This is a genomic window from Streptomyces sp. ISL-43 (assembly GCF_018614195.1).
In the GTDB taxonomy this organism is placed as follows: Bacteria; Actinomycetota; Actinomycetes; order Streptomycetales; family Streptomycetaceae; genus Streptomyces.
In genome coordinates this window covers 1-24,344 of the sequence record NZ_JAGGOT010000009.1, presented here as the reverse complement: position 1 = coordinate 24,344, position 24,344 = coordinate 1, and the positions used below count along the sequence as shown (strand labels likewise).

Sequence of the window (24,344 nt, the reverse complement as noted above, 5' to 3'; positions counted from 1 at the left end):
CCCCCGGGTGCAGTCACCGAAACCATGAAGGAGTTGGCTGGCGGCCTCCCTCGTCTTGTAGATTCGTATGAAAGGCAGGATGCGACGACCTGCCCGATTTCCAACGGCAACATTCGAGACAGATCGGCGGCGACATCATGCGGCTGCGCGCACTGCTGGAAACCGAGGCGCTGGGGCTGCGGCTGCTCGGCGGCGAGGAAGAACTCGACCGGACGGTCCGCGGGGTCATGACGACCGACCTGCGTGATCCCAGCCGATACCTCTCGGGAGGCGAACTCGTCCTCACTGGCCTGGCCTGGCGACGAAATTCAGCCGACTCCGAGCCATTCGTACGAATCCTCGCGAGCGCCGGTGTCGCGGGGCTCGCGGCCGGCGAGGCGGAGCTGGGCGACATTCCCGACGACCTCGTCACGGCGTGTCTGCGCAACCGTCTGCCGTTGTTCGCTGTAAACGAAGACGTTGCATTCGCCACGATCACCGAGTATGTGGTCCGGCAGGTCTCCGGCGAGCGCGCCGGCGATCTCGCGGCAGTCGTGGACCGCCACCGCCGCCTCATGACCTCGGGTCCGGCCGGTGGGGGCCCCGATGTGGTGCTCGATCTGCTCACCACTGACCTCGATCTCCGGGCCTGGGTGCTCTCGCCCACGGGCCGGCAGATCGCCGGGGCCGGGGAGCCGCTGGCGCCGGGCGTCTGCGCGGCACTGGCGAGCGAACACCTCGCGGCGGTCCGGACGGGCCGCCGGGGCCCGCACCGGATCTCCATCCAGGGTATTACCTACTCCCTCTTCCCGATCAGGGGAGCCGGGCGGGCCCCGGGCGCCCCGGGAGCCCGTGACGTGCGCGAGAGCGTGCTCTCCGACTGGCTGCTGGCCGTCGAGGCCGACGCGGGCGACTGGCCCGCCGAGCGGCTCGACCTGCTCCAGGGCGTCACCCAGCTGATCGCGGTCGAGCGGGACCGCCGCGACGCGGCGCGCACCGTGCGCCGCCGCCTCGCCCAGGAGGTCCTGGAGCTGGTCCAGACGGGCGCGCCGCCCGCCGAGATCGCCGCCCGCCTGCGGGTGGCCGCGCCGGTGCTCCTGCCGGGCCTGGGGACCGCCCCGCACTGGCAGGTCGTCGTGGCCCGGGTGGACTGGGACGGCGGAGACATCGCCGGCGGGCCCGTCGCCCAGTCGCTGCTGGAGGAGATCCTCGTCGACCCGTCCGTCTCCGGGCCCGAGCCCGCGGACCGGATCGCCGTCGCGCACGCCGGGGACGAGGCGATCGCCCTCGTACCGCTGCCCGCACCGGCCGGGGAAGCCGGGGAGGAGAAGGGCCCCGACACCGCCCTGCACGCCGAGACGCTGCTCGCGGCCGTACGCGAGCCCCTGGCGGCCGGACTCGCCGACGACGGCCGGCTCACGCTGGGCGTCAGCGCGGCCGTGCACTCCGCCGAGGGGCTGCGCGGGGCCCTGGAAGAGGCCCGGCACGCCCGCCGGGTCGCGGCGGCGCGCCCGGGCCGGGTCTGCGCGGCCGGCCACCACGAGCTGGCCTCGCACGTCCTGCTGCTGCCCTTCGTCCCGGACGACGTGCGCCGCGCCTTCACGGCCCGGCTGCTGGACCCGCTGCGCGACTACGACCGCCGCCACCGGGCGGAGCTCATCCCCACGCTCGAGGCCTTCCTCGACTGCGACGGCTCGTGGACCCGCTGCGCGACCCGGCTGCACCTGCACGTCAACACGCTGAGGTACCGGGTCGGGCGAATCGAGCAGTTGACGGGGCGGGACCTTTCCCGGCTGGAGGACAAGCTCGACTTCTTCCTGGCACTGCGGATGAGCTGAGAAGATCCGCTTCCTGACCGGCCCCGAGGGCCGGTCGGGGCCGGGCGGGGGCGGGGTGGAGCCGGAGCGGGTCGGCTGATGATCCGTCCGGACTTTGTGAAAGAGTTCACCCGACCCCTTGGCCGAACCCGCCGATCCGTGCTCTCATTTCGCCCCAGGGCTCAACGACGTGCTGCTTGGTTGCTTTGGGGAGGGCAATGTGGCGGATACCGCCATGTCCGGTGCCGGAACTACCGGGGGAGACGACCCCCTCCAGCGGGCGATATGGCGGCTGCGCTCGCGCGGCTGTTGGACCGACGCGGCGGCCCTGCTGACGCCGCACTTGCACGATGCCGGAGCCGCCGTACAGCGGACCGCGCTGCTGGTCGAGCGCTGCCTGTTCACCGGGCAGGGCTGGGCCGAGGCCGAGGACGCGCTGCGCGTGGCCGAGGCCGTGTCCCAGGACGACGACGACCGGGGCGCCGCCGCCTGCGAGCGCGGTCACCTGGCGTACGCGGCGACCGTACTGGGCGTGCGGGACCGGGCCGACGAAGCCCGCTCCGCGCTCGGCCGGGCGGCGGCGCTGCTGTCGCCGGGGTCCCGGACCCGACCGCTGCTGGACTTCCGGCGGGGCCTGGTCGCCGAGCACCTGGCGGACGCCCCGCAGTCCGCGCTGCCCGCGTACCAGCGGGCCCACGCGGGGGCGCTGGCCCACGGCGACACGCTCCTGCTGTCCTTCACGTGGCGGCACCTGGCCGCGCTGTCCCTGCGGGACGGGGAGGTCGCCGAGGCCCGCAAGGGCTTCGCGGAATCCCTCCGGATCCGCGAGGACCTGGGCTTCCTGGTGGGCACGGCTCCGGCGCTGGCGGCCCTGGCCGAAGCCGAACCGGAGCCGGAGGCCACCCGGCTGCGCGCGGAGGCCCGCCGCCTGTTCCACCTCCTGGGCGGCATCCCCACCTGGCTGGCGGACCAGCTCCACCCGGCTCCGGCGGCCTGACCGGCGGGCCGGATCCGGCCCCGCCCGGGGGCCCCTCCAAGGGGTCCCCGGGACGTCCGCGTCAGGCTCCCGCGAAGTGCTCCCGTACCAGGGACTCCACCACCGGCAGGTCGCCCGCCACCAGCGCGTCCAGCAGCGCCACGTGCTCCGCCGCGTCCGCGACGAGGTCCCCGCGGCGCGCCCGCGCGGCTCCCGGCAGGGGCCACTGGGAGCGGCGGTGGAGGCCGTCCGCCACCAGGAGCAGCTGGCCGTTGCCCGCCAGGGCAAGCACCGCGCGGTGGAAGGCCCGGTCCGCGTCCGCGTAGCCCGCCAGATCGCCCGAGACCGCGGCGTGTGCCGTCGCGGCCGCCGCCGGGCGCAGCGCGGCCCAGGCCTCGGGGGCCACCGTGCGGGCGAGCCGCAGCATCACGGGGACTTCGAGCAGCGCCCGGACCTCGGCCAGCTCCGCCAGCTCCCGCGGGGTGCGGGTCAGGACCCGGAAGCCGCGGTTCGGCAGGCATTCCACCGCCCCCTCCAGCGCCAGCTGGGCCATCGCCTCGCGCACGGGCGTCGCGGAGACCCCGAACCTCTCCCCCAGGGCCGGTCCGGAGTAGATCTCCCCGGGTACCAGCTCGCCTTCGACGAGCGCGGCGCGCAGGGCGTCGAGGATCTGCCCGCGCACCGAATGGCGGGACACCTTCCGCGTCTGCTGTGCCGGAACCCGGGCTCGGGCCGTGTCACGCACTCGGTCCTCCTACGGGTCTAGACCTGACCAGAGGGTATCCCGAACCGGAAAGAGTTCAGGTAAGGTAAGGCTCACCTGTTAACGATCGTGTGATTCGGTGGCCCCCCATGACCGTCATGGCCGTCAAGCCCGTACGAGCCCACGCCCCGGCCGGCTCTCCGGTGGCGTCGGCCTACGCACGGCTCGGCGGGGCGTACGGCGCTCTGCGCGTCACCGAGCTCGCCCCGCACGAACCCTCCCCTCGCGGTGCGGGGTGGGTCGGCGCGGACGGGCTCGCGGCGGGCGGCGAGGCCCTGGAGGCGTTCCTGGCATGGGACGACGCCCAGGTGCTGCGCGACCACGGACGCCAGGCCCGGCCCCACGTGGTCGCGGGCTTCGGGTTCCACCGGTACGCGTGGCCCGCCTGCCTGCTGATCACCATGCCCTGGTTCCTTGACCGGCGGGTGCCCCTGCTGCCCCCGGACTCGGTGTCCTTCCACCGGACGGAGGGCCGCATGGCCGTGCGCGTCGGGCCCTTCGCCTGCCTGCCGGACGACCCGGCGGCCGCGCTCCCGGGGGCCCGGGTCGTGCCCGACGAGGAGGCGCTGCGCCAAGAGGTGCGGGTCGCGGTGGCCCGGCACCTCGAACCGGTCCTGGAGGGCTTCGGCCCGCGCATGCGGCGCGGGCGGCGCGCCCTGTGGGGCATGGCGACCGACGAGGTCGTCGAGGGCCTCTGGTACCTCGGCCACCTGCTCGGCGAGGCCGAGGAGCGGCGGGCCGTGCGCGAGCTGGAGCTGCTGCTCCCCGGCGCGACGCTCCCGTACACGGGCGGCGCGGGCTTCCGCACGCTCGAGGGCCCGGACGGCCGGGAGCTGCCCACCCGGGACCGGGCGAGCTGCTGCTTCTTCTACACGGTCCGCCCCGAGGACACCTGCGTCACCTGCCCCCGCACCTGCGACGCGGACCGCGTGGCACGGCTGACGACGAGCTGACGACGGGCCGGCTTCGGAGCGACGGCTCACCGACGGCCGGGGCCGTCGCGCTCCGGGTCGTCGACGCCCGGGACCGAGTCGTCCGGCACCGACTGAACCCACCCGTCCGGCTGAACCGGAATCGAACCCAAACCATCGCGTACGAACGGTAGTTCGAGCCGCAACACCCTATCCGGCGGGCTCCACCCCCCGATGGCGTCCACTTGCCCCGAAACCCGCGTGTACGGCTCACCGCCTGCGCCACTATGGCGCCCGGAAAGCCGCACCGGCCACAAGCCGAACAGCCGCATACGCGAGGCAAGGACATCCGCATGAGACTGACCGACATATCGCTCGACTGGCTGCTGCCCGGCAGCCTGCTGATCCTGGGCGTACTTGCGGCAGTGGCGGTACTGGCCCGGGGCAAGCGCGAAGGCGAGAAGGCCGCGGCGGCCGAGGACAGCTGGGAGCGCAGCGAGGAGCGGCGGCGGCGCAAGGAAGCCGTCTACGGGACCGCCTCCTACGTCCTGCTCTTCTGCTGCGCGGCGGTGGCCGCCGCGCTCTCCTTCCACGGGCTGGTCGGCTTCGGCCGGCAAAACCTCAACCTCTCCGGGGGCTGGGAGTACCTGGTCCCCTTCGGGCTCGACGGCGCCGCCATGTTCTGCTCGGTGCTCGCCGTCCGCGAGGCCAGCCACGGAGACGCGGCCCTCGGGTCGCGCATGCTGGTCTGGCTGTTCGCGGGCGCGGCCGCCTGGTTCAACTGGGTGCACGCCCCGCGCGGCATCGGCCACGACGGCGCCCCGCAGTTCTTCTCCGGCATGTCTCTCTCGGCGGCCGTGCTCTTCGACCGCGCGCTGAAGCAGACCCGTCGGGCCGCACTGCGCGAACAGGGCCTGATCCCGAGGCCGTTGCCGCAGATCCGGATGGTGCGCTGGCTGCGGGCCCCCCGCGAGACCTTCGGCGCCTGGTCGTTGATGCTGCTGGAAGGGGTGCGCACGCTCGACGAGGCCGTGGACGAGGTGCGCGAGGACAAGAAGGAGAAGGAGCAGGACCGGCACCGCAGGCGGGAGCAACACCGCCTGGACCGCGCGCACATCAAGGCGCTCGGCCGGCAGAACCGGGCGTTCGGGCGCGTGGCCCGCGCCCGCCAGGTCGACGTGCCGGGGCTGGCCCCCGGAGCGGGCTCCGCGCCGGTCGGCGCGGAGCCGGCCATAGCGGAAACGGGACAGCTGCCCCTACGACGAAGGCCCTCCCTGCTGGCCGTGAGCGGAACGGAATCCGCTGACACGGCCGGTGGCCCCCGGACGGTGGACCTCACCGCCGAGGACGACACCCAGACGCTTCCCCGGCTCGATTCCCTCGAGCGCAAACTGAAGGATCTGGAACAGCAGTTCGGCTGATCGGAACTCCCGCGCGGGGCCGGCCCGACCTCTCGGTCAGGCCGGCCCCGCGTCGGTCGCCCCTTCGAGCTCGAACCACACCACCTTGCCACCGTCCAGCGCCAGCGCGTCCACGCCCCAGGCGTCGGCGAGCGTCTGGACCAGCACCAGTCCCCTGCCGTGCGTACCGTCGTCGGCGGACGGTACGTACGGCCGTGGCCGGCGGGCCGCGTAGTCCCGGACCTCCACCCGCAGGCGGTCCGCGGCGATCGTCGCGGAGACCTCGGCGCCCTGATCGGTATGCACGAGGGCGTTGGTGACGAGCTCGGTGATCAGCAGCTCGGCCACGTCCGCCGCATCCGACCGGCACCGGTGGCGCATCAACTCCCGTAACGCCCGGCGGACTTCTCCCACCGCCTTGAGATCGGCCCGCCGCACGCTACGGGTGATCCCCAGCGCGTCCACCGCTCCCCCGTCCTCGACGGACGGTTCACGCGGTACCGGCCGCCCTCTCTTCCACAGTTTTCCGGTCTTCGCCCCCACCCGCACGGCGATGTACCTCCCGAATGCACTCGACCCCGAATCGGCCCGCCTCTCGAACAGGCCTACGGGATGCATGCCCGCCGGGGGAATCCGCACGCATCCGGGCTCACGGGCGCGGTACGTTGCGCAGGTTGGATCGCGCCATCTGGATCATCCGGCCGACCCCTCCGTCCAGCACGATCTTGCTGGCGGACAGTGCGAATCCGGTCACCATCTCAGCGCTGATCCTCGGAGGAATCGACAGGGCGTTGGGGTCGGTCACCACGTCCACCAGTGCGGGTCCCTTGTGCTTGAAAGCATCCTTCAAAGCCGCCGTGAGCTGCTTGGGCTTCTCCACCCGGACCCCGTACGCGCCGGCGGCGCGCGCGATCGCCGCGAAGTCGGGGTTCTTGTTCGTCGTTCCGTACGAAGGCAGGCCGGAAACGAGCATCTCCAACTCGACCATCCCGAGGGATGAGTTGTTGAAGAGAACCACTTTGACGGGGAGGTCGTACTGCACCAGGGTGAGGAAATCTCCCATCAGCATGGAGAAACCGCCGTCGCCCGACATCGACACCACTTGACGTCCGCGATCGGTGAACTGTGCCCCGATGGCCTGCGGGAGGGCGTTGGCCATGGAGCCGTGGCTGAAGGAGCCGATGATGCGGCGCTTGCCGTTCGGGGAAAGATAGCGCGCCGCCCACACGTTGCACATGCCCGTGTCGACGGTGAAGACGGCGTCCTCGTCGGCGAGTTCGTCGAGTACGGCGGCCACGTACTCGGGATGGATGGGCGTGTGCTTCTCCACCTTGCGCGTGTACGCCTTCACCACCCCCTCCAGCGCGTCCGCGTGCTTCTTCAGCATCCGGTCCAGGAACCGGCGGTCCGTCTTGGCCTTCACCCGGGTGTTCAGCGCGCGCAGGGTCTCCCGTACGTCACCCCAGACCGCGAGGTCCAGCTTCGAACGGCGCCCGAGGTGCTCGGGCCGGATGTCCACCTGCACGATCTTCACGTCGTCGGGGAGGAAGGCGTTGTACGGGAAGTCACGGAAAAGCCCCGACCACCGTAGGGTGGTCGGGGCTCGTCTACCAGATCAGCCGGTCAGCGCGCCAGCCGGTAGCACTTCTCGCGCCTGCTTCATCAGCGGCTCGTTGACGATCAACCTCTTCCGGCCGGTCGACTCATCAATCTCGGTCCCGTCGATGAGGGTGAACCTGCCCGTGTACAGCTCAGAGTGCCCGTACATGAAGGCGCTCCCCTTGTCCACCGTCGACCGTGATGAAGCCGCCCTTGTCGAAGCGGAGGAAGTCACCGTGGTCGTATTCGACCTTGCAGTCACGGAAGCTGAAGTTCAGGAACTGATCCTGCGCCGCGTGGGCCGTCATCCCGCTCCAGAGGAACGCAACGTCGTAGGAACCGTTCACGTGGCATCCGGTGAACGTCCACTCTGAGTTGCAGTTCGACGCGGCTGGACCGTCAAGGCCGATGCCGTAGCGCCACGTCCCGCGCCACTCACAGTTCGTGAAGCCCCAGTCCTCAGCGCCGCCCGTGGAGGAGCTGTAGAGGAATGAAGCCCTGGGGTTCGTCGACCTGAACGACACGTCGTAGAACCTGACGCCCATCCATCGATCGGCGTTCACGAGGAGCGGCTCAGGGCCCGTCATTACGATCTCTGACGAGCGCTTTCCGATTCCGCGGATCGTCAGGCCCTGAGCACGGCCAGGAGCGGACTCCATGATGGTGCGGCTGACGCTGTACGTCGACGACAGGAGCACAGTCACCGTAGAGACGGGGACGCCTCCACCCGCGTCCGGCTTCAGCCGGCGGTTGACCTCCGCGAAGAGCTTGCGGAAGGCGTCCGTGGCGTCCGCCCCGGGCTTCGCGCCGAAGTCTTCAGGTCTCAGGGTGTAATCGGTCGTTGGCGTCGTCATGGGATCCTCGTCGTCGTCGTGGGACGACGGGCGCCCCTGTGTAGGTGGTGCCTGTGTCGGGACGGCAGGGATCGAACCTGCGACATCCGGCTCCCAAAGCCGGCGCACTACCTCTGCGCTACGTCCCGCGGTGGGGTGCGCCCGGGATCGAACCGGAGCAGCTACCTGACCCCGTAACGGTCACGCACCCTCGTCCGGACCGTGAGGTCCAGGTGTAGACCGTCGCGGGCAGTGCGGCTGGGAAGTCTTGGGACAGACCGACGCCGCTCTACCGCGCATCTACCCGGAGGAGAGTGCGGGGAGCGCAGGAGCGGCGCCGGCCGTCGGAGGGAGGGGATCGTCCGCCAATCGCGACGATCGCCGATCTTCCCTCTACTAGTGTTATGGGTCGCGTGTGACGCGGGAATGATCTTGCTCGTCCCCCGCCGCAGACAGACTTGAGTCAAAGCGTCAAACTAACCCCAATACCAGTGACTTAAGGATCTTGGCTGGTAGGCTGCCTGTTCAGGAGGTGCCTGGATGCCACGCCCTGGACAGGTCAAGCCGGAAACGGACGAGCGGTTGTCTGATCGGATCGCGATTGGACTGCTGACGCGTACGTTCCCGCCGGATCTGGTGGACCGGATTGTGGAGGAATCCGGGAAATCCGGGCAGCGCAGCCGGTTGCTGCCTCCGCGAGTGGTCGTCTACTTCGTGCTGGCGATGTGTCTGTTCTCCGGTCAGGGTTATGAGGAGGTCGCGCGGCTGCTGACCGAGGGCCTCGCGTGGGCGCGGCGCTGGTCGGGGTCGTGGCAGGTGCCGACGCCCGGTGCGATCTCCCGGGCCCGGGTCAGGCTCGGGCCGGAGCCGCTCAAGGCGCTGTTCGAGCAGACCGCTGGGCCTGTGGCGACCGAGTCAACTGCCGGTGCCTGGTACGGCCGTTGGCGTCTGGTCGCGGTCGATGGGACCACGTTCGATGTGCCGGACAGCGAGGAGAACGACGCGCGGTTCGGCCGTCCCAAGACCCATCGGGGCGAGCGGTCCGCGTTCCCGCAGGTGCGGGTGGTGGCGCTGGCCGAGTGCGGCACGCACGCGATCACCCACGCCGCTCTGGGGCCGTTCACCACCGCCGAGTCCGTGATCGCGCGGGAGCTGTTCGATGCCCTTGGGCCCCATGACCTGCTGATGGCCGACCGGGGCTTCGCCGGCCTGGAACAGTGGCGGGCGGCATCGGCCGGCGGTGCCGACCTGCTGTGGCGCATCAAGTCCAACGCCGTCCTGCCCGTGCGGCGCGAGCTTCCCGACGGCTCCTACCTGTCCGACATCGCCGCCGCGGGCGACCGCAAGCGCGCCGACGCGACCGTCGTGCGCGTCATCGAGTACACCCTGGACGACCCCGGCCGACCGCAGCACACCGTCCCGTACCGGCTGATCACCACCATCCTTGACCACGAGGCGGCACCCGCAACGGAGTTGGCGGCCCTCTACAACGAGCGATGGGAGATCGAGACCACGCTGGACGAGCTGAAGACCCACCAGCGCGGCCCCGCCCAGGTCCTGCGCTCCCGTTCGCCCGACGGCGTCGAGCAGGAGGTCTGGGGCCACCTGCTCGTCCACCATGCGATCCGCCAGCTCATGCACACCGCCGCCGAAGGCGCCGGCACCGATACCGACCGGCTCTCCTTCACCCGCACCCTCCGCCTCGCCCGACGTCAAGTCACCGCGCAGGCGGCCTTTTCCCCCTGACCACCTGGCGGCAGCCCTCACAGACGGGTTGCGCGAGATAGCCCGCCACCTGCTGCCCCTACGCCGCCGACGCTCGAACGCCCGCGTCGTCAAACGCAAGATGTCCAACTTCGGCGTCAGACGAGCCGAGCACCGGCTCTGGCCGCAGCCCACACTCGACCCAGCCAAGGCCGTGACCATCGCCCCGCACCACAAAACTGCCCCGATCAACCCACCAGTGAAGGTCCCACGCGCCTGGGATCATTAAGTCACTGGTATTGGGGTTAGTTTGCCATTTTGAGCGAGGTTTCGACGCGACGATGCACGCAGAGTAACTTGAACGTGCTCAGTTGCTACTTAATGCAGTTATCCACAGGCGGGCTGTGGATAACTCAGAACCGCGCGGCTGGGGGAGGATGTTCGGCTGACGAGGGAGGGCGATGAGCCGCGTCCACATTCGCCCGTCAACCGTACAGCCTTCGTTACCTAGTCGTTATCTAGTGCGTTGGCCACGAACCTTGACCGGGTCTGGTGACACGCCGGTGGATGTTCGCGGTGTCGGGGTCTGACGGCCTCACTCTCGCTGGCAATGTGGTTGCTGATGAGAGTGAGGTCTTGAATGGCAGAGCCGGTCAGGGCACGGCGGTTGACTGATCAAGAGGGACAGAGACTGCAGCAGATCGTCCGGCGGGGCCGCCACGAGTCGGTGCGGGTCCGTCGGGCACTGATCATCATGGCGTCGGCATCGGGCACCACCGTGACGGCGATCGCGCAGTTGGTCGCCGCCCACGAGGACACCGTCCGGGACGTGATCCACGCGTTCAACGAGAAGGGCCTGGCCGCCCTGGACCCTCAGTGGGCGGGAGGCCGTCCCCGCCTGATCAGCGATGACGAACGCGAGTTCATCATCGCGACGGCCAAGACCCGCCCGGTCGCGCTGGGTCGCCCCTTCACGCACTGGAGCCTTCGTAAGCTCACCGACTACCCGGCCCGCAACCGGGTCAGGACGGTGAAGATCGGCCGGGAACGACTCCGGCAGATCCTGCGCGAGCACGGGATCTCCTTCCAGCGCACCCGAACCTGGAAGGAGTCCAAGGACCCCGACAAAGACTCCAAACTCGACCGCATCGAGCACGTGACCAGCCACTTCCCGGACCGGTGTTTCGCCTTCGACCAGTTCGGCCCGCTGTCCATCCGCCCCTGCCACGGCTCCAGCTGGGCCGAGGCGAAGAAACCGGACCGGCTGCCGGCCACCTATCACCGCACTCACGGCATCCGGTACTTCCACGGCTGTTACTCCCTCGGTGACGACCAGTTGTGGGGTGTGACCCGCCGCCGTAAAGGCGGTGACCATAGCCTGGCGGCGCTGAAGTCGATCCGGGCCGCCCGGCCCGACGGCGCCCCCATCTACGTGATCATGGACAACCTGTCGGCGAACAAGACCCCAGCGATCCGGACCTGGGCGGGGAGGAACAAGGTCGAGCTGTGCCTGACGCCGACCAGTGCATCGTGGGCCAACCCGATCGAGGCCCAGTTCGGACCGTTGCGTAACTTCGTCATGGGCGGCTCCAACCACCCCAACCACACGGTGCTCGCCCGGAAACTCCAGGACTACCTGCGGTGGCGCAACGCCAATGCCCGTCACCCCGACGTCCTGTCCGCCCAACGCCGTGAACGTGCCAAAGTCCGCAGCGAACGCCAGCAACGCTGGGGTCGCCCACGACTCAAAGCCGCCTGATCAAACCCGGCGAACGTTCGTGGCCAACGCACTAGAGCGATGACTGATAGGCCGCATCGTCCAAGGCATCCTGCTCCAGGTCGACGTGATCGGGCGTCACGATATCGAAGCTCAGCCGTGCCGTGACGTCCCGGGCCCCCCGATACGTCTCCCCCACCTCTACGCGCACGCCGACGTTGCGCAGCATTTCGCGGCACTCCCCGATATCGCCCCGCGCCTTGGCACGCATCCATGCCTCTGCGTACGTCACACCTGTGCGCACCTCTTCTGTGCGGGCGGGGACGACGGGTTGGGCCTCCAGCCGCTCCAGCTTGTCCGAACGCCCCTGGAGCTGCTTGGCGACGGCTGCGGCTGCTGCGCCACGCATGTTGCCGAGCTGCCCTGCCAGTGTCTGGATATCCGCAGTCAGTTCCGCAATCTCGTCTCGGTGGTCAACGCCGGGGATGGTGATGACCTCCACAAGCTCCACTCTCCCGAAGTGGGCGGTGAACTTCTCGTCAACGTAGGCGTCAACCGGATCGGCGGAAACGTACGCCGGCTTCGCGCACACACGGCCATGTGCCTTGGCTGCGCACCGGTATTGGCGTTTGGCCACCTTCCGATTGGGCCCGGGAGACATCCAACCCTGATACAGCTTGCCCCCGCATGTGCCGCAGAAGAGCACGCCCAAAAGCGGGTGTGCGTCGGACTTGTTGCGTTCCGCGTCGGGCAGCTCTCGACTGTCCATTTCGACCTGAAGCCGGCGCCACGTGACATCGTCAATGAGAGGAGGGCCAATCTTGACGGGTTCCCCCTCTTCATCCCGCACGGGCTCACCATTCAGCATTCCCCATCCGCGAAGGGAAGGCTGCCGCAGGAGCGAGCTAACCATCCCGGGATTCCAGCGCGCGTCTTCCTTCGGTTCCCGCGGCGGGTGCGCCAGTGCGCGCCGGTGGTTGGCGGGTGTCTTCGCAGGGTGTTTGAGGTTCAGCCACGCAGCGACGGCGTTATAGCTCTTTTTGTCGAGTACGAGGCTGACAATGTCTTCGATGATCTCGGCGCTGTCATCGTGCTTGTCCAGCCACCACCCGCTCTCTTCCCTTGGGTGAGGTACCGGAATTCGACCGAAGGGAATCCGCCCTCCGCTCCAGCGGCCGACGGTCCGGAGGTACTCACTAGCGCCACTGGTGCGCTCCTGGATCGCCTGCACTTCCATCTGTGCGGCGAAGGCGAGGATCATCAGGATCAGCTCGGACATGGGTGACGTCATGTCCAGTTCCAGGCGTCCGCCCCCGGGGCCCTCAGCGAAGATCAGCCGCTTCTTATGGTCGCGTGCCCATCCGGCGAGCCATGCCATGTCCCGCATGCTGCGCACGGCACGGTCCAGGCGCCACCACGCGATGGCGTCATACTCGTCGGGACGGAGAAGCCAGGGGCCAAGCTCGGGGCGATCCTTGGGCGCTACCTTGGCGGCACTGACGTCAGGGTCGTCTGCCCAGTCGACCACTCGCCCCCCGATAGCCCGAGTAACGTCCTCGATGGCAAGTCCCTGGCGGTCGAACGACGTTGAGGTGTCGGTCATGCGGCTGAGGCGGCGCGCGCCCAGCACTCGCGTAGTCATGACGGGAGTGTACATGCGCAGGATCACTCAGTACGGGTTGTCGTACTGGATCCACTCCTTGCCGCGCAGGGCGTGCCCGACGGGGGCCTTGACCCGGCCGGCGAACTCCATCACCTCGGCGTGCGCCCCGGCGGTGCCGCTGCCGCAGAACAGCGTCACCTTGTCGGCCTCGTCGATCAGCCGGACCAGCTTGTCGATCTCCCCGTCGCCGGGCCGTACAGTCGGCCGCGCGGTGACGAGCGCGTGCTCGATGCTCTTGTCCGGCGCGGGCAGGGAGGCGATGTCGCCCGGCAGGGAGATCACCCCGACCCCGCTGCGGCCGATGGCGTGCTGGATGGCGCTCTGCAGGACCCGGGGCATCTGCTGCGGGTTGGAGATCAGCTCGCTGTAGTGGCTGCATTCGGTGAACAGCCGGTCGGGGTGGGTCTCCTGGAAGTAGCCGAGGCCGATCTCGGTGGAGGGGATGTGCGAGGCCAGCGCGAGGACCGGGGCCATCGACCGGTGGGCGTCGTAGAGGCCGTTGATGAGGTGCAGGTTGCCCGGGCCGCAGGAGCCCGCGCAGGCGGCGAGCCGGCCGGTGATCTGGGCCTCGGCGCCGGCCGCGAAGGCGGCGGTCTCCTCGTGGCGGACCTGGATCCACTCGATGCCGCCCGTCCGGCGGATCGCGTCCACGACGGGGTTGAGGCTGTCGCCGACGACTCCGTACATCCGCCGCACGCCCGCGCGTACGAGGATGTCGACAAACTGCTCCGCCACGTTCTGCTTGGCCATGGAGGGGGCGCCCTTTCCGGTTCGGCTCTGCCGCGTGCGCCTCCCATCCATGCACGGTCCGTCCGGTTACGCCTCCCAGACCGCGGCGGCCGTCCGGTCGTCGGCGTACCCCTTGAGGCGGAGCTGGGTGTCCGCGAGGAAGGCCGCCAGGCCCGGCGGGACCGTCCGCGACCAGCGGGCGGCGAGCTCCGCCGACAGCGGCTCCTCCTCCCGCATCGGGTCCGCGAAGCCGCCGGAGCACAGGAGCAGGGTGTCCCCGGGCCGGGCCACGGAGGCCCGGAAGCGGAACCCGCCGGCGTCCGCGGGCGGAACCTCCTCCAGGTCCCGCCACTGCCCCGCGCGGAGCCGGAACAGCCCGCCGGAGCCCGCGCCGAAGCAGACCCTGGTCCGGCACTGCGGATCGACGGGCAGCAGCAGGGCGCGCAGCCCGGCCGTGTACGCGTCCTCCTCCAGGCCCAGATCGGCCGCGCGGGCGCGCAGCCGCCCGTAACCCCGGTCGGTGAGCCGCTGGAGCCCGGAGCGCAGGGCCTCGCGGCGCCCGGCGCGGATGTCGTCGGCAAGCCGCTCCTGGCTCCGCCCGACAGCCCCCGCGACGGACCGGCACACCTCGGCGGCGGCCTCGGCGGCTCCGGGCGCGGCCCGGTCCCCGCCGGCGAGCACGACCAGGACCAGGGCGTCGGGGCCGCTGCCGAAGCGGGCGGTGAGCAGGAAGTCCCGCCGGGCCTCGCCCCGGAACCGGGCGGAGTCCCCGCGCAGGGAGGCGGCGCGCAGGGTGTAGGCGCCGTACTGGGCCCCCTCCAGCACGGTGTCGGGGGTCAGCGCGTCGAGCCCGCCCGGATCGGCGGCGGGCAGCGCGACGGGCTCGGCGGCGTAGGTGGGCGGCCGGTCCCCCAGATGCGTGACCGCCGGCCGCGGCGGAACAGGCTCCTCCACCGGCTCCGGCCCGGAGGCCCGGGCCCCGTCCGCGTCCCCGTCCGCGTCCGCGTCAGCCCCGGAGTCTGCACCTGGACCGGGGCCGGCGTCAAGGCCCGGAGCGGGTCCGGGATCGGCCTGGCCCCCTGGGCCGGAACCGGCACCGGAGTCGGGACCGGAGTCCCAGCCGGATCCGGCACCGGGGCTGGACCCGGGTTCGAAGCCGGGGCCGAGGCCGGGGCCGAAGCCTGATCCCGGCTCCGCCTCGGCGGGCAGCGCGGGCGGAACGGCGACGTCGCCCAGCGCGTACCAGGTCTGCCCGCCTTCCCGGGGATCCCGTGGAGGCGGCAGCACCGAGTCGGTGTACGCGGCCTCCGGCTCCGGCAGGGCCGCGGAACCGGGCGCGGTCCCGAGCGCCGGCGGGCGGTCGTCCGGCACCGGCCAGGACTCGGGAACCGGCTCCGGCGGCCCGGACGCCGGGGCCGGTGCCCGTTCCGCCGGCCGCTCCGGGTCCCTGCGGGGTGCCGGGACCGCCGGTCTGGCCACCAGGACCGCCGCCGAGCGGAAGCGGTGGTCCAGCGTGTCCCGGGGGTCGGGGTCCGGGCCCGTGTCGGGGTCCTCGTAGTAGAGCTTCTGCCACCAGTCGTCCGCGCCCTGCTGACTCATGGCCCTCATTGTCGGGCCCCGGAGCGGCCGGAATACGGCGAACTCACGAAAAGGGGGGCCATCGGACCGCCGTCCGATGGACCCCCCTCGTATTCGGCGTACTACTTAGCGAATGCCGTACGCCCGCGCGACCGTCTGGGTGACGGTGGCGCCGTTCGTGTCGGTCAGCTCGACCTTGAGCATGACCTGCTTGCCCGCGGCGCCGGCGTGGTCCACGGTCGCCGCCCACTGCCCGCCGCTCGCGCTCGCCTTCGCCTCGGTCCAGCTCTCACCGTCGTACGAGTACGACAGCTTGGCCGACTTGAGCGCGCCGGGCGTGTAGCCCGCGTGCCCGCCGACCCCGAGGGTGATCTTCTGGCCGTCGGCCGCGGCGAGCGTCTTCATGCCGTCCAGCGGAGCGGAGATCCGCGGGAAGAGGATCGGCAGGGGCTGCGAGTACTGCGCGGCGTCCAGCTTCGAGCGGAAGGTCCAGGAGGTGAGGACCGCCTGGGAGCGCTGCCAGGTCCGGGCCGGCTGGCCGAACTTCTCGATCTGCTGGGTCAGTTCGTACGTGGCCTCCCCGGCCGGGACCTCGAAGACCCCGGACGGGTAGCCGCTGTCGCCCAGCGATTCGCCGTCGCGCTTGAGCGAGACGTTGCCGAGGTCGCCGAAGCCGCCCTGCTGCGCGTAGTGCCCGCTGTCGCCCCACATCGCGGAGGCGAAGCCGATCAGGTTGCCCTGGCGCTCGGCGGCCAGCAGCTCCTTGCCCGCGGTGTCGCGCGGCGCCACCGGGCCGATGACCCCGTCGTACCAGTTCTCGGCGCGCCGGGAGCCGGCCTTGTACGTGCGGTGCTGGTCGGTCATGAACTCGCCCCACGGGAAGCTGCTGGAGACGAGGTGGTCCCAGGCCGTGTCCCCCGCGGAGTAGAACTCCGTGCGCTTGCCCGGCACCGCGACGGTGTCGAGGCTGCCGAAGTACACGGCGTTGCCGAGCGGGCGGTAGGCGCCGGTGACGTCGATGAAGTCGGCCGCGACGCCCATCGACTGGTAGGCCGACTCGACGGTGGCGAGGTCCCGGTCGCGCACCCGGTAGGTGCGGTCGCCGTGGACCTGCCCCTTCTCGATCTGCGCGAGGTTGTAGACGTACGGGCTCTTCGCGTTGCCCTTCCAGCTCAGCGTGACCTTGCCCTGGGGGGCCTTGGCGAGCTTGGCCAGCAGGGCCTGGCCCTCGCCGGCCTCGATGGACATGGCCGGGAGCGCGCCGCCCGCGTAGCCGGTGAAGCCCTGCCAGCGGCCGGGGGCGTCGCGGTGGGCGAGGACGGCCTTGGCGCCGGCCTTCTTCGCGTTGTCCGCGATCTCGTACAGCGATGCGTCTTCCGTCTTGACCAGCACGATCGCGTCCTTGGCGGCGACGGCGGCGAGCTCCTCGGCCGTACCCGCGCCCGCGTCGACGAGCGGGGCGCTGCCGGTGCCGTCGAGGTTGTCGCTGCCCGTGGAGGCGGTGAGCGGGTGCAGCACCGGGCCGCCGTCCGCCTTCAGCTCGGAGAGCAGCGGCGCGGCCGCCCGCCAGTAGCTGCCGAACTCGTACTCGCCGTCCTTCGCCTTGCCCTCGACGGAGGCGTAGTAGCCGCGGATGGTGCGCCCGCCCATGGCGGTGCCCGCGTGCAGCCAGGCCTCGTCCCAGTAGCGGGAGAAGGCGAGGGTGGTGCCGCGCGCCTCGGTGGGCTTGTCGGTCCCGATGCTCAGCCTGGCCGCCTTGCGGGCGTCCAGCACGATCACCGTGTCCTTCTTGATCTCCGTCTGCGGACGGCCGAGGTAGGTGAGCGAGTCGGTCATCGTCGCGTTCTCGCCGGCGTCGGGGGTGCCGACGAAGGCGGAGAGGAAGTACGCGCCCGGGCGGACCCGGTAGACCTGGTCGGCGGAGCCGTCGTTGAAGCGGCGCTCACCGGAGGCGTCGTCGGTGCCGATCACGTCCAGGGAGGACGGGCCGGCGGCCGGCTTGCCCGCGCGGTCGACGAGCCTGACGCGCAGGGTGACCGTCTCGGGCTCCACGTAGAGCGAGAAGGGGGTCGAGACGTGCACGCCGTCGGCGGTGGCGACGACACGGCCGGCGACGTCCCCGTACTGGGACCGCTCCAGCTTCGCGGAGGGGTCCAGGGCGAGCGGCACCTTGACGGTGGCGCCGGCCGGGACGGTCACGGTGCGCTTCTCCAGGCGGGCGACCTGGCCGCGGACCGTGGAGCCGTCGTTGCCGGTGACCTTCTCGACGGAGAGGTTCAGCGTGACGGGATTGGCGCCCGGGTTGGTGTACGGGACCTCGACGCTGGTGCGGTCGCTGCGGTCCTGCGGCCAGTTGTAGGCGCCGCCCTGGAGCGAGGAGGCGCCGACGACCGTGGTGTCGACGGCCGCCTTGACGTCGAGCCGGCCGCCGCCGGTCTCCCGTACGTCGCCGGGGATCGCGGTGTTCGCGGAACCGACCAGCGCGGCCTTGATCTGCTGCGGGGTCCAGTCGGGGTGGCGCTGCTTGACGATGGCGGCGGCGCCCGCGACGTGCGGGGTGGCCATGGAGGTACCGGACATGGACTGGTACGCGTACACCCCGCGGCCGCCCATGTTGGCGGCGGAGATCCCGACGCCGGGAGCGGCGATCTCGGGCTTGAGGGTGTGCTGCAGGCCGGCCGGGCCGCGGCTGGAGAAGGGGGCGGTCGTGTCGTCGCGGTCGACGGCGCCGACGGTCAGCACGCTGGGCGCGCAACCGGGCGACGAGACGGTGTTGTTGCCGGGGCCGGAGTTGCCGGCGGCGATGACGAAGAGCGTGTTGCCGCTCTTGGCCAGCGCCTCGGTGGCGGCGGCCATCGGGTCGTCGCAGGAGAGCTGGGAGGGGTCGCCCAGGCTCATGGAGACCACGTCGGCCTTGCTGTCGACGGCCCACTGCATGCCCGCGATGATCCACGAGTCCAGGCCGTAGCTGAGTCGTTGAGGACCTTGCCGCTGAGCAGCCGGGCGCCGGGGGCGACGCCCTTCTTCGCTCCACCGCTCTCGGCGCCGGAGCCGCCGACGGTGGAGATGGTGTGGGTGCCGTGGCCCTGGCGGTCCTCGGCCGTGTCCGAGTCGGTGAAGTTCTTCGCCTCGGCGACCCGGCCCTTGAGGTCGGGGTGCTCCAGGTCGGTGCCGGTGTCGAGGACGGCGACCTTGGTGCCCGTACCGTCGAGTCCGGCGGCCCACGCGGCGGTCGCGTTCACCTGCTTGGTGGAACGCTCCAGGTTCGCCTGGACCTTGCCGTCCAGCCACAGCTTCTTCAGCGGGGCGGAGGCGGCGGACCGCGAGTGGGCGCCGGTGGCGGCCCCGGTGACGTCCGACCAGAAGTCGGCGGCCTTCTCCTTGTCGGCGGCGAGCGCGACACCGCCGATGGAGTCGAGGACGAGCGAGCGCTCGGCGCCGCGCGGCACGGGCGGGGCGCTGCGCGCCAGGCTCGCGGAGCCCTCGTAGACCGCGATGAGCGGGAGCTTCTTGGTGTGAGCGTCGTCGTAGCCCTGCCGGATCAGGCCGGTGACGTTGAAGAGTTCCTCGTCGACCTTGCCCGCGGCGAGCGCCTTGACCGCGCTCTCGGGGTAGACGTACAGGTCCTTGCCCGACTGGCGGGTCTGCACGAGCGGTTGCGAGCCGTCCGCGCGGGGCATCGCGGTGGCGGCGCTGCGCCCCGCCGCGTCGGTGGAGACCAGGACGCGGTCGCCGGTGACCAGTGTCACCGTGACGGGTGCGGTGGGCTGCTGCGCCGCCGCCCCGCTGCCCGTGAGGGGCCTCTTCGCTGTCCCGGACGCACCGTCGCTCGGCTGTGCCGTGGACGGGCCCACGGCGGTGACGGCCAGGACGGCCGCGATGGCCGCTCCCAGTGCCGTACGCGATATCGGACGCATCGCTCTCCCCAGGTGAATTCCGGCCAACTGGTGCATTGCACGGCGAAAGCGCCGCGTAAATGGCTTCTGGCCAGCGGATGTTGGTGCTGCGGTGGCGTCACCTTGGCAGAGAGGCGGGGGGTGCGGCGATGATGTCGGCGGCGGGTTCGCGCCGTGGCCGCTTCCCGCCAGGAACGATGTGAAGAGGGTGGGATGGACCGGATGCTGGGTGCGATAGGCCTCGACGAGGGGCAGGAGTCGGCGTACCGCGCGCTGGTCGCGCTGGGGGCGGCGGAGATACCCGACCTCGCGCACCGGCTGACGCTGCCGGTGCCGCAGACCGAACGGGCCCTGCGCCACCTGGAGCGCCAGGGGCTGGCGGCCCAGTCCTCCGCCCGGCCCGGCCGGTGGGTGGCGGCCCCGCCGGGGGTAGCTCTGGGCGCTCTGCTCACGCAGCAGCGGCACGAGCTGGAGCAGGCGGAGCTGGCGGCGGCGCTGCTCGCCGAGGAGTACCGGGCGGAGGCGTCAGAGCCGGCCGTGCACGATCTGGTGGAGGTGGTGACGGGCGCGAGCGCGGTGGCCCACCGCTTCCACCAGCTCCAGCTGGGCGCGGCGGAAGAGGTGTGCGCGCTGGTCGGCGGCCGCCCCCAGGTGGTGACGGGGACGGAGAACGAGGCGGAGGAGCGGGCCTCGGTACGGGGCGTCGCGTACCGGGTGGTCATCGAGCGGGAGGTACTGGCCCTGCCGAGCGGGATCCGGGAGGCGTCGACGGCGCTGGCGCGCGGCGAGCACATCCGGGTGACGGGCCAGGTGCCGACCAAACTGGTGATCGCGGACCGGACGCTGGCCATGGTGCCGCTGACGGCGCGCGGCGCGGAGCCGGCGGCGCTGGTGGTGCACGCGTCGGGGCTGCTGGAATCGCTGATGGGCCTCTTCGAGGCGGTCTGGCGGGAGTCGCTGCCGCTGCGGCTGGGCTCCTCCGGAGCCCCGGAGGAGGGGGACTGCGGCCCGGACATCACGGACCTCGAGATCCTTTCGCTCCTCCTGGCGGGGATGACGGACGCGAGCGTGGCGAAGCACCTGGAGCTGGGTCTGCGGACGGTGCAGCGGCGGGTCAAGGGCCTGATGGAGCTGTCCGGGGTCACGACCCGGCTCCAGTTGGGCTGGATCGCCTACGAACGGGGCTGGGTGGCCCGATAGCCCCAGGCCAGGCACGCTGAGCAGATGGATCTGCCTCAGCTGCCCCAGCTCCTCCTCGTGGGGATGGTGCTGCTGCTCGGGGTGGTCGGGGTACTGATCCCGGGCGCGCCGGGAACCCTGCTGGTCTGGGCCGGGCTGCTGTGGTGGGCGCTGCACGAGCGCTCGGCGGTGGCGTGGGGCCTGCTGGTGGGGGCGACGGCGCTGCTGCTGGTGGTGCAGGTGGTGAAGTGGCTGCTGCCCCCGCGCCGGCTCCGGGGCGTGGGCGTCACCCGCCGGATGGTGGTCTACGCGGGCACGGGGGCCGTACTGGGCTTCGTGCTGCTGCCGGTGGTCGGGACGGTGCCGGGCTTCGTGGGCGGGATCTACCTCTGCGAACGCCGCCGGCTGGGCACCCACGGCGAGGCGTGGGCGTCGGTCCGGGCGGTGATGCGGGCGGTGGGGACGAGCGTGCTGGTGGAGCTGTTCGCGTGCCTGCTGGCGGTGGGGGCGTGGGTGGGCACGCTGGTGGGGGCGTAGGCCGGCCGTCCGGCCGGGCCGTTCGGCGTAGGTCCACGGCCCGATGCGCCGGGCGGCGCGGGCTGGGATCGTCTGCCGCATGACGGACTTCGAGGGTTTCAGCGAACCGGAACTGGCATACCTGCGCTCGCAGCACCTGGGGCGGCTGGCGACGGTCGACGCGGCCGGGCAGCCGCAGGCGAACCCGGTGGGGTTCTTCCCGCAGGACGACGGGACGCTCCTGGTGGGCGGGCTGGCGATGGGCACGACGAAGAAGTGGCGCAACCTCGCCGGGAACCCCCGGCTGTCCCTGGTCGTGGACGACCTGGTGAGCACCCGCCCGTGGAAGGTCCGCGGCGTCGAGATCCGCGGCCACGCCACCCTGGAGAGCGGCCCCCACACCCTGGGCCCCCACTTCAGCCCGGAAGTGATCCGCATCCACCCGGCCCGGGTCCTCACCTGGGGCCTCGACACCTAAGGGCTGTCCCGTAATCCGTCTCTTTCCCCGCGCAGCGGTACACCCGCGGCCTCCCCGGGTGATTCCGAGGAGGCTGCGGGTTTCCGGATCCGGGCCGGGACCCGGCGGGAGGTCAGGCCCGGCCGGTGCGCTTGGCCGCGTAGTTCGCGCGGCCCTCCGCCGAGCGCAGACGCCAGTCCCGCCTGAGCTCCGAGCGGAGCCTGGCGTCCGTCTTGGCGACGATCCGCTGGTTCTCCCGCAGCAGCTTGCGGTAGCTCTCGAGCCGTCGCTCGGGCAGTTCGCCGCCGGCCACCGCCGCCGTCACCGCGCACCCAGGCTCGGCCTCGTGCACGCAGTCGTGGAAGCGGCACTTGCGGGCGTACTCCTCGATCTCCGAGAAGACCTGCCCGACGCCCGCCTCCGCGTCGAAGAGCCCGACGCCCCGCAGCCCGGGGGTGTCGATCAGCACGCCGCCGCCCGGCAGCGCCAGGAGGTTGCGCGTCGTGGTCGTGTGGCGGCCCTTGCCGTCGACGTCGCGCGTCTCCTGGACCTCCATCACGTCCTCGCCGAGCAGGGCGTTGGCCAGCGTGGACTTGCCCGCGCCGGAGATTCCGAGGAGCACGCTCGTACCGCCGCCGACCACCGCGGCGAGCACGTCCGTGCCCTCCCCGGTCATCGAGGACACGGTGAGGACCTGGACGCCGGGAGCCGTCGTCTCGACGTCCTGGACGAGGTGTCCGAGGGTGACCGGGTCCGGCACGAGGTCCGCCTTGGTCAGGACGACGAGGGGCTGCGCCCCTGATTCCCAGGCGAGCGCGAGGAACCGCTCGATGCGGCCGAGGTCCAGTTCCACGGCCAGCGACACCGCGATGATCGCGTGGTCGACGTTCGCGGCGAGGATCTGACCCTCGGACCGCTGTGAGGAGGTGGACCGTACGAAGGCGGTCCGGCGCGGCAGGTACGTCTTGACGTAGCGCGGATTGCCGTGCGCCTCCAGTACCGCCCAGTCGCCGGTGCAGATGACCCGGAGCGGGTCGTGCGGGGTGACGAAGGCGGTGTCGGCGCGGACGGTGCCGTCCGCCGTCATGACGTCGCACTGGCCGCGGTCGACCCGTACCACCCGGCCGGCCACGAGGCCCTGCTCGGCGTACGGGGTGAACTCTGCCGCCCAGGCGTCGTCCCAGCCGTAGGGGCTGAGGGCGTGCGAGAGCGAAGCCTGCGGGAAGGAAGAGAAAGACAAGGGAAACCCTTCACAGGGTGGCCCCGGCGGCGCGCTGCTCACAGAGCGCGAGAGGAGTGTGAGGTCAGCCGGAGACCACAGAAGTGACATTGATGGTCTTCTGAGTGCGGGCAGCGCCCTGCGCCATGACAGTCATCAATGAACTCACCTCCGGGTCGTACAAACGTACTGACGAGCGGTCCCACGCCGATCGGCGGGAACGTCCCCACCGTAACAAGCCCTCTCAGGAGCGCGCCAGTTCTTTTACGGGCCGCGTCGCCGAGCAGGGCGTCGCGGCCGCGGGACGTCGCTCACGGAGGCCTCCTCGTTCTCGCGGTTCTTCGCGTTTGACGCCGGATCAGGCTCGGGGCGCCGAATCGGGACTCGGACGCGGACTTACCGTCGGTCAGGGACGATCTGAGGAACCTGCCTCCAAGTCGGGCAAGGCACTAAGCTGTTCCTCATGGAGAACCTCGAAACCGCAGATTCTGAGACGATTTACGAGACGCGAACTACCTTCGTCGCGTCTCGTAATGAGTCGATTATCGAGACGCCTTCCGACACCAGGAGGCGGATTCTGCGGGTGGCCATGGAGCTGTTCGGAGTCCACGGCTTCCACGAGACCTCGGTGCGGGAGATCGCCGAACGGGTGGGCGTCTCCAAGCCGGCGGTGCTCTACCACTTCCCCGGCAAGGCCGACATCCTCGGCGCCCTGGTCGAACCGATGCTCCGCGATCTGGCGGCCGCCCTGGCCCGCGCCGCGACCTCCGCCCCGGCGGCGTCCGGGTCGGGTGGGTCGGGTGGGTCGGGTGGGTCAGGTGGGGCCAACGGGTCGGGCGTGTCCGACCGGGCGCGGTGGGCCGCGATCGAGGGGGTCCTCGACGTCTGGCTGAAGCACCGCCACCTGCTCCGGCTGAACCTCCAGGACATGGACCTGGCCACCCCCGGCCCGGCCTTCGCCCGCCTGCGCGACGCCATGCTCCGGGCGAACTCCCTTGTCGCGGGGGCGGATCCGGGGTTCGCGGAGCGGGTGCGGGCCGCCCAGGCCATCGCGATGCTCTCCGACCCGGTGGTGCTCTTCGCGGACGCCCCGGTCCCCGATCTGCGCGCGGCCGTACTGGACGGCGTACGACGGCTGCTGGACGGGGCCGCCGAGGCCGCGCCCGCGACCGGGCGGCCCGTGCCCGGAGGCCGGCGCGGGCGCCCCGCCGCGATGAGCCCGGCCATGGTCGAGGCCGCCCGCCGGATGCACGCCGCGGGCAGTGGGGCGACCGCGATCGCCGCCGCCCTCGGCGTCTCCCGGGCCACGGTCTACCGGCACCTGCCGCCGGAGGAGGACGCCGAGTGAGGGTGTCCGATTCGTTCAAGACCGGCGGCCCCGGGCGCCCTAGTGCTGCTCCGCGGAAGT

Annotated in this window: 17 protein-coding genes, 1 tRNA gene and 3 pseudogenes; 10 read left to right on the top strand and 11 right to left on the bottom strand. The window is 71.3% G+C overall.

Features of this window, described 5'->3' with window-relative positions:
- Window positions 1–137: 137 nt before the first annotated feature.
- Together J7F03_RS05335 and J7F03_RS05330 are read left to right on the top strand one after the other, a co-directional pair.
- On the top strand, window positions 138–1,817 hold the full coding sequence (locus tag J7F03_RS05335; protein WP_214947481.1) for a PucR family transcriptional regulator ligand-binding domain-containing protein: 1,680 nt from the start codon (window positions 138–140) through the stop codon (window positions 1,815–1,817).
- A 199-nt stretch (window positions 1,818–2,016) separates the two neighbouring features.
- A complete protein-coding gene (locus J7F03_RS05330; protein WP_214947480.1) occupies window positions 2,017–2,793 on the top strand; it encodes a hypothetical protein in 777 nt (258 codons plus the stop codon).
- 61 nt (window positions 2,794–2,854) lie between these two features.
- Here J7F03_RS05330 and J7F03_RS05325 read toward each other — a convergent pair whose 3' ends face one another.
- On the bottom strand, window positions 2,855–3,517 hold the full coding sequence (locus J7F03_RS05325) for a GntR family transcriptional regulator (RefSeq protein WP_214947479.1): 663 nt from the start codon (window positions 3,515–3,517) through the stop codon (window positions 2,855–2,857).
- A gap of 116 nt (window positions 3,518–3,633) precedes the next feature.
- Between J7F03_RS05325 and J7F03_RS05320 the strand changes: the two genes are divergently transcribed.
- Both J7F03_RS05320 and J7F03_RS05315 read left to right on the top strand, forming a co-directional pair.
- Window positions 3,634–4,488 (top strand): (2Fe-2S)-binding protein, encoded by an 855-nt coding sequence (locus J7F03_RS05320; RefSeq protein ID WP_214947565.1) that lies wholly within the window; start codon window positions 3,634–3,636, stop codon window positions 4,486–4,488.
- A gap of 311 nt (window positions 4,489–4,799) precedes the next feature.
- Window positions 4,800–5,867 (top strand): DUF2637 domain-containing protein, encoded by a 1,068-nt coding sequence (locus tag J7F03_RS05315; protein ID WP_214947478.1) that lies wholly within the window; start codon window positions 4,800–4,802, stop codon window positions 5,865–5,867.
- A 36-nt stretch (window positions 5,868–5,903) separates the two neighbouring features.
- On the opposite strand, the gene J7F03_RS05310 is transcribed toward J7F03_RS05315, so the two are convergent.
- The 5 genes and pseudogenes from J7F03_RS05310 to J7F03_RS05295 all read right to left on the bottom strand — a co-directional run bounded on the left by J7F03_RS05310 (window position 5,904) and on the right by J7F03_RS05295 (window position 8,427).
- Window positions 5,904–6,302 carry an ATP-binding protein gene (locus tag J7F03_RS05310; protein ID WP_251071471.1) on the bottom strand — a complete coding sequence of 133 codons (399 nt, stop codon included), beginning with the start codon at window positions 6,300–6,302 and terminating at the stop codon, window positions 5,904–5,906.
- A gap of 193 nt (window positions 6,303–6,495) precedes the next feature.
- A pseudogene (locus J7F03_RS05305) lies at window positions 6,496–7,413 on the bottom strand (thiamine pyrophosphate-dependent enzyme); the annotation flags it as partial.
- Between the two features lie 48 nt (window positions 7,414–7,461).
- Entirely contained in the window at window positions 7,462–7,614 is a 153-nt protein-coding gene (locus tag J7F03_RS42595) for a hypothetical protein (protein ID WP_374104272.1), read from the bottom strand.
- Window positions 7,598–8,299: a hypothetical protein gene (locus tag J7F03_RS05300; protein WP_214947476.1), complete on the bottom strand. Its 702-nt coding sequence runs from the start codon at window positions 8,297–8,299 to the stop codon at window positions 7,598–7,600. Before J7F03_RS05300 ends, J7F03_RS42595 begins: the two co-directional genes overlap by 17 nt.
- Before the next feature lie 56 nt (window positions 8,300–8,355).
- Window positions 8,356–8,427, bottom strand: a tRNA-Pro gene (locus tag J7F03_RS05295).
- 391 nt (window positions 8,428–8,818) lie between these two features.
- On the opposite strand from J7F03_RS05295, the gene J7F03_RS05290 reads away from it, so the two are divergent.
- Both J7F03_RS05290 and J7F03_RS05285 read left to right on the top strand, forming a co-directional pair.
- The gene (locus J7F03_RS05290) at window positions 8,819–10,024 is read left to right on the top strand and encodes an IS4 family transposase (RefSeq protein WP_214947475.1); all 1,206 of its coding nucleotides are present in this window, start codon (window positions 8,819–8,821) and stop codon (window positions 10,022–10,024) included.
- A gap of 598 nt (window positions 10,025–10,622) precedes the next feature.
- On the top strand, window positions 10,623–11,741 hold the full coding sequence (locus tag J7F03_RS05285) for an IS630 family transposase (RefSeq protein WP_214947474.1): 1,119 nt from the start codon (window positions 10,623–10,625) through the stop codon (window positions 11,739–11,741).
- Between the two features lie 31 nt (window positions 11,742–11,772).
- Here J7F03_RS05285 and J7F03_RS05280 read toward each other — a convergent pair whose 3' ends face one another.
- The 4 genes and pseudogenes from J7F03_RS05280 to J7F03_RS05265 form a co-directional block, all read right to left on the bottom strand.
- Complete coding sequence (locus J7F03_RS05280; RefSeq protein WP_214947473.1) at window positions 11,773–13,341, bottom strand: recombinase family protein; 1,569 nt, start codon at window positions 13,339–13,341, stop codon at window positions 11,773–11,775.
- Window positions 13,342–13,371: 30 nt separating this feature from the next.
- Window positions 13,372–14,112 (bottom strand): annotated as a pseudogene (locus J7F03_RS05275) (thiamine pyrophosphate-binding protein); the annotation flags it as partial.
- Window positions 14,113–14,178: 66 nt separating this feature from the next.
- Entirely contained in the window at window positions 14,179–15,690 is a 1,512-nt protein-coding gene (locus tag J7F03_RS05270) for a protein phosphatase 2C domain-containing protein (RefSeq protein ID WP_214947472.1), read from the bottom strand.
- A 105-nt stretch (window positions 15,691–15,795) separates the two neighbouring features.
- Window positions 15,796–19,586: pseudogene (locus J7F03_RS05265) on the bottom strand (S8 family serine peptidase).
- A 201-nt stretch (window positions 19,587–19,787) separates the two neighbouring features.
- Here J7F03_RS05265 and J7F03_RS05260 point away from each other — a divergent pair.
- From J7F03_RS05260 to J7F03_RS05250, 3 genes are all read left to right on the top strand, one after another.
- Window positions 19,788–20,765, top strand: coding sequence for a helix-turn-helix domain-containing protein (locus J7F03_RS05260; RefSeq protein ID WP_214947564.1), 978 nt, complete (start codon window positions 19,788–19,790; stop codon window positions 20,763–20,765).
- Window positions 20,766–20,789: 24 nt separating this feature from the next.
- Entirely contained in the window at window positions 20,790–21,281 is a 492-nt protein-coding gene (locus J7F03_RS05255; protein WP_214947471.1) for a DUF456 domain-containing protein, read from the top strand.
- Between the two features lie 79 nt (window positions 21,282–21,360).
- The gene (locus tag J7F03_RS05250; protein ID WP_214947470.1) at window positions 21,361–21,738 is read left to right on the top strand and encodes a PPOX class F420-dependent oxidoreductase; all 378 of its coding nucleotides are present in this window, start codon (window positions 21,361–21,363) and stop codon (window positions 21,736–21,738) included.
- A gap of 112 nt (window positions 21,739–21,850) precedes the next feature.
- On the opposite strand, the gene rsgA is transcribed toward J7F03_RS05250, so the two are convergent.
- Window positions 21,851–22,999 (bottom strand): ribosome small subunit-dependent GTPase A, encoded by a 1,149-nt coding sequence (gene rsgA, locus J7F03_RS05245; protein ID WP_374104270.1) that lies wholly within the window; start codon window positions 22,997–22,999, stop codon window positions 21,851–21,853.
- 400 nt (window positions 23,000–23,399) lie between these two features.
- Here rsgA and J7F03_RS05240 point away from each other — a divergent pair, with 400 nt between their 5' ends.
- Complete coding sequence (locus J7F03_RS05240; RefSeq protein ID WP_285440400.1) at window positions 23,400–24,284, top strand: TetR family transcriptional regulator; 885 nt, start codon at window positions 23,400–23,402, stop codon at window positions 24,282–24,284.
- Window positions 24,285–24,344 lie beyond the last annotated feature (60 nt).